The organism is Vibrio sp. OPT46, from assembly GCF_015163535.1.
In the GTDB taxonomy this organism is placed as follows: Bacteria; Pseudomonadota; Gammaproteobacteria; order Enterobacterales; family Vibrionaceae; genus Vibrio; species Vibrio alginolyticus.
Map to the genome: position 1 here is coordinate 1 of NZ_JADDYG010000330.1, position 1721 is coordinate 1721.

Sequence of the window (1721 nt, forward strand, 5' to 3'; positions counted from 1 at the left end):
TGGGAGCCTGGGGTTTATTTTCTCGAACAGACGATTCAATTCCACTCTTCTGCTTTTCAACATGTGATTCCTTCTCTTCAAGCTGATGAAACGTTATGTGATAGTGATAAAGTCGCCACACTCACCAAAAAGTTAAAAGAGAATGCATATTCACTTTGGTTTGAAGTCGCGACATCGCAAGTGAACTTCGAGCGCGTCGCAGACTTTAGTCCCGATATGATCAAATTGTCAGTCACACTAGAAGATAAAGAAGAAAGACACGCTTTCCTACCTATTGCTAAGTTCTTAAGAAAGCATAAATATACTTGGGTTGCCGGACGTGTAGCGAGTCAAACGGAACTTAACCGGTATCGTTTATTGGGTGCCAGTTATTATTTTGGTTATTTCAGCGATATCCCAACCTCTCTCTCCTTTCAGTCTTTTGATGAGGAATAGTTGAAACTCAACCATTTATATTTAAAACAGCACGATTTATTCGTGCTGTTTTTTTATTTATAACGGATAACCACAAGATCATTGGGCAATAGTTTCTTTAACTTAACTAAAAAATTTAGGCTTATATGATGATTTTCCCGGTTTTCATGGAATACAAATCACTAAAAATCATCAATTTTTATCTTTTTTAGAAATTTTTTAATTTTCAAATTAATCATTAAAGCCGACCGACCGCCTCTAGTTAGTGACAAGGGAATATCCCGAGGCCTGAAAGATATAGTGACTAACTAAGGAGACTAAGATGGCTTTATCAATGCACACTAACTACGCTTCGCTTGTAACTCAAAACACAATGAACACAACAAGCGGACTTCTAAATACAGCAATGGAACGTCTAAGCACAGGCTACCGTGTGAACTCAGCTGCTGATGACGCTGCTGGTCTTCAAATTGCTAACCGTCTAGAAGCGCAAACACGCGGCATGTCAGTAGCAATGCGTAACGCACAAGACGGCATCTCTATGATGCAAACTGCTGAAGGTGCGATGGATGAAATGACAAACATCGTTTACCGTATGAACGACCTTGCTACACAATCGTTGAACGGTTCAAACAGTGCAACAGACCGTGCGTCTCTTAACAAAGAGTTCACACAGCTTACTGCAGAACTAAACAACATCGTAGACAACACTAAGTTCGGTGGTCAAAACCTTCTTAAAGGCGGCGGCTTCGGTGCAGGTGACGTAACATTCCAAATCGGTGCATCTTCTGCTGAAACATTGACTGTAAGCGCAAGCGCAGGTATCGGTGAAATCACTACTATTCTTGCTGATGCAGCAATTACAGATGGTATCGATGACGCGACTAAAGCAAAAGCAGCACTAGACAAAATCAGCGGCGCTGACGGTCTAGTAGAAAAAATTGGTAGCTCTCGTGCAGACTTCGGTGCGAACATCAACCGTCTTGAGCACACTATGGCTAACCTTGGTAACATGGTAGAAAACGTTACAGCATCTAAAGGTCGTATCATGGATACAGACTTTGCAGTAGAGTCTTCAAACATGACTAAGAACCAAATGTTGATGCAAGCAGGTACAACTGTTCTGTCTCAAACTAACCAGCTTCCAAGCATGGCAATGTCACTACTACGCTAATTACTTAGTTAATAGTGCGCTTAATTTAAATCGTCTTAATTATAAAGCCTTCCTATGGAAGGCTTTATTTTTATCTACGAATATAAATAGAGCTCGTATTATCTTTGTGAGATTCAGGCACTCTGAATCCGAA

1 protein-coding gene and 1 pseudogene are annotated in these 1721 nt (G+C 40.6%); both read left to right on the forward strand.

What is annotated here, in order from left to right; all coding sequences use genetic code 11:
- Positions 1 to 435 (forward strand): annotated as a pseudogene (locus tag IQR33_RS15535) (EAL domain-containing protein); the annotation flags it as partial.
- Positions 436 to 736: 301 nt separating this feature from the next.
- Positions 737 to 1588 (forward strand): lateral flagellin LafA, encoded by an 852-nt coding sequence (gene lafA / locus IQR33_RS15540; RefSeq protein WP_005375019.1) that lies wholly within the window; start codon positions 737 to 739, stop codon positions 1586 to 1588.
- Positions 1589 to 1721: the final 133 nt, after the last annotated feature.

Coding starts and splice junctions, on each gene's coding strand:
- lafA (WP_005375019.1), top strand. CDS start 737: ATGGCTTTATCAATGCACACTAACTACGCTTCGCTTGTAACTCAAAAC.